General features: G+C 67.0%; 4 protein-coding genes. 2 read left to right on the top strand and 2 right to left on the bottom strand.

Annotation, left to right across the window (positions count from 1 at the left end; translation table 11 throughout):
* Window positions 1–110 precede the first annotated feature (110 nt).
* On the top strand, window positions 111–329 hold the full coding sequence (locus tag Q0Z66_RS12350) for an SCO4848 family membrane protein (RefSeq protein ID WP_298041600.1): 219 nt from the start codon (window positions 111–113) through the stop codon (window positions 327–329).
* An 18-nt stretch (window positions 330–347) separates the two neighbouring features.
* Here the strand turns inward: Q0Z66_RS12350 and Q0Z66_RS12345 are convergent, their stop codons facing one another.
* Together Q0Z66_RS12345 and Q0Z66_RS12340 are read right to left on the bottom strand one after the other, a co-directional pair.
* Window positions 348–803: a GyrI-like domain-containing protein gene (locus tag Q0Z66_RS12345; protein WP_298041598.1), complete on the bottom strand. Its 456-nt coding sequence runs from the start codon at window positions 801–803 to the stop codon at window positions 348–350.
* 33 nt (window positions 804–836) lie between these two features.
* The gene (locus tag Q0Z66_RS12340) at window positions 837–2,186 is read right to left on the bottom strand and encodes an MFS transporter (protein WP_298041596.1); all 1,350 of its coding nucleotides are present in this window, start codon (window positions 2,184–2,186) and stop codon (window positions 837–839) included.
* 75 nt (window positions 2,187–2,261) lie between these two features.
* Between Q0Z66_RS12340 and Q0Z66_RS12335 the strand changes: the two genes are divergently transcribed.
* The gene (locus tag Q0Z66_RS12335; RefSeq protein ID WP_298041594.1) at window positions 2,262–2,855 is read left to right on the top strand and encodes a helix-turn-helix domain-containing protein; all 594 of its coding nucleotides are present in this window, start codon (window positions 2,262–2,264) and stop codon (window positions 2,853–2,855) included.
* Window positions 2,856–3,093 lie beyond the last annotated feature (238 nt).

The following is a 3,093-nucleotide window of genomic DNA, read 5'->3' as shown; positions in this document are numbered from 1 at the left end:
TGTTGGGTGGCTTTCTTGCGTTAACGCGTGTTTTCGCGTGCTGAGCCATCCCGGTCTCCGGGATGGCTCTTCTTCGTTAAGGGCAGGTATCCGGTTGATACGCTGATCAGGTGATTGCTCTCGCCGTGCTGCTGTTCCTCAATGCCGCCTTCAACGTGATCGTCTGGCCGCAGTTCTACAAGCGCGTCGCGAACGATCCTCGCGCCCGTGACGAGGCCGGCAAGGCCACCGCGTTCATGAAGGTGCACGCGATCCTCATCGCGATCGCAATGGTGCTGGCGCTCGTGTCGGTCATCGCAGGCATCGCCGCGCTCACCGGCGCGCTCTGATCGTGGTCCTGAGCGCAGTCAGGCGCGGGTCACGGGCTGCTGCAGCTCGGTGCCCCAGTCCGACTGATCGTCGGAGACGGCGCGCACGTAGAGCTCGCGGCAGGGGCCGTCCGGGGTGTAGCCGCGCGCGATGATCTCGTTGTGCAGGGCCTGCCAGCTGACGGCGATGCGGTCCATCGTGCCGAGGTGGATGCCGCAGACGGCTGTCTCGGCGGCATCCAGGTCGATGAGCTCGAAGCCCGGCTGTGCCGGGCCGTTATAGGCGTACCCGGCGACGACCTCTGTGCCGTCCTCGTTGCTCGCATACTGCGCGATGGGTGTCTGCAGCGAACCGCACTCGTCGCCGATGATCGATGCCACGGCGTCGAATGCCGGACCGACGACACCGGCGATCTCCGGTTGCGATCTGACGACGCGGCGCCGGGCTGCCAAGCGCACCGTTGGCAGGGGCTTCTCGATGATCTCGATGGACATGATCCTGTTCTCCTGCCTCACACGGTGTCAGAGTCAAGTATGCGCGATCAGTCGTCGGCGAACTGTGCGGCGTGCGGCGTGCGCCGCCCAGCGGGCCTCGGCGGGGAGGGCGCGCAGTGCCCGGTTGGTGGCGGCGAGAAGGACGGCGATGGTGCAGAGGGCGGATGCTGTGACGAGAGTGAGCCCGCGTCCGCACCAGCTCACGCCGAAGCCCGCTATCAGCGGGGCAAGGGGCATGGCGCCCATTCCCAGCACGGCGCTGGCGCTGTTCGCGCGGCCGAGGAGAGCGCTGGGCGTCGCCACCATGAAGTAGCCCATCAGTGCCGCATTCAACGCGGGGATCAAGAAGACCGTGAACGCGAGCAGGATCGTCAGGGCGAGCGGCTCGGTTGTGCCGATCATGCCCGCAACCCCGAGTGCGGCAACGGCGAGCCCCGCGATGATGATCACGCTGGCGCGGACCCGGGCGACGATCGTCGGGGCAAGAAGGGCACCGAAGAGCATCGAGACACCGGCTCCCGTCGCGAACAGGCCGATCGTGATGGGCGGGTGGCCTTCTTGCTGCAGGGCGTAGATGGCGCAGGTCAGCGCGGTGTTGAAGCCGAGATTGATGATGGTCGCGACGAAGAGCACGCACCGCAGGTCGGGGCGGGAGAACAGCCAGCTGAATCCCGCGCGCACTTCCCGCAGCGCATTCGGTTTGGTCGTGCCGTCGATCGGGAGAGGCGCGGCGGATTGGTCCTCGCCGAGTCGGGACACGCCGTCAGCCTCCGATGGGCGGGACGCCTCCCGACGGCCCGAGCGCAGCAGCATCCATGCCGTGACAGCGGCGACGGCGTGGAACACGCTCATCGCAGCGCCGATGAGCCAGGCGCCGGCGGCGAGAAGAGCTCCTCCGAGCGGGCCTCCGATGAGTTGAAGTACCGCGTCGCGTCCCTGGTTGGCGGCCTGGGCGCGGCCCATGGCGTCGTCGGGGACGATCTCCTTGATCGCGCTCTCTCCGGCGATGTCGAAGAGGCCTGCTCGGGCGGCGAGGAGCACCTGCAGAACCATGAGCGAAGTGAAGGTGAGCGCGTCTACGAGGGCCAGGACGGTGAAGGATGCGGCGAGCAGGATGCCGATGGTCGATCCGATCGCCATCATGCTGATTCGTTGATGCCGGTCGGCGAGCACGCCCCCGTAGATGGTGGTGACGGTGCGCACCGCCATGCCGACCGCGCCGAGCACGCCGGCCAGGGCCGGATCATCCGTGATGAACAGGGCGATCAACGGCACCGCGAAGCCGAAAAGGCCCGAGGCCACGCCCTTGGCCGTGTCGCTCACGAGCCAAGTGACGTATCGGCCGTTCGTGGCGAGCCGGTGGGTCGGGGCGGTGGTGGTCATGGAACCGATCGTAAATGCGCAAGAGAAGTTGCACAAGTATTCTTGCGCAATACCGGGTGCGGATATGATCGGGGCATGACGGATGACGTGACGATCGAAGATCCGTACCCTGAGGCGAAGCACGCGACGACGGCGATGCTGAAGGCATACGCGCACCCGATGCGCCGGCGCATTGCAAAAACCCTGGTCAAGCGCGACTACGCGCGGGCAGCGGACATCGCCGCAGATCTCGGGGTTCCGGCGAACAGTGTGAGCTTCCACCTGCGTGTCCTCGCGGATGCCGGACTCATCGAAGAGGCCCCGGAGCACGCTCGCGATAAACGCGACCGCGTCTGGAAGGCCATCGAGGGATCCTGGAACATCGGCTCACCCGCGCGGCCCGTCGAGGACGAGCTGCTCGGCGGCGCGCTGATGAGCGCCCTCGTCGACGACCACATCGACATGGTGCGGCGGGTGGTCACCTGGGTGCCCGAATACGTCACCGGGCGCGACCCGGACGTGCACGGCACGTTCTCGCAGGTCAACCTCCGGCTGACCCCGCATGAGTACGTCGAGTTGGAGAAGCGCATCCACGACGTGATCAAACAGGTCACCGAGGCGCATGATGAAGCCGCTCCCGATACCCGCACCTGGACCCTCGACATCATCGCCGCCGACGACACGATCTGACCCGGCATCCGCCCCCGTGCCGCGCCAGAAGGGCCCGACCTCGCGGATCGAGCCCTTCGTGAAAGCATCCGCCCCTACGGACGCGCGCGCCGGAAGGCGAGGAATGACAGCGCGGTCAGCACCGCGACCACGACGAGCCCCCAGAGGGCGAGGCCCAGGGCACCGAGATCCATGATCCCGGCGAACACCCGACCCCACAGCTCGAGGCGCGTCACGAGGAACACCACGCCGACGATCA

The organism is uncultured Microbacterium sp. (assembly GCF_947632095.1).
Lineage (GTDB): Bacteria > Actinomycetota > Actinomycetes > Actinomycetales > Microbacteriaceae > Microbacterium.
The sequence above is the reverse complement of the archived record's forward strand: the minus strand, read 5'-3'. Positions and strand labels throughout refer to the sequence as shown.

Bases quoted from the DNA above. Each gene is read 5' to 3' on its own strand.
- Q0Z66_RS12345 (WP_298041598.1), bottom strand. From the start codon at position 803: ATGTCCATCGAGATCATCGAGAAGCCCCTGCCAACGGTGCGCTTGGCA.
- Q0Z66_RS12340 (WP_298041596.1), bottom strand. From the start codon at position 2,186: ATGACCACCACCGCCCCGACCCACCGGCTCGCCACGAACGGCCGATAC.
- Q0Z66_RS12335 (WP_298041594.1), top strand. From the start codon at position 2,262: ATGACGGATGACGTGACGATCGAAGATCCGTACCCTGAGGCGAAGCAC.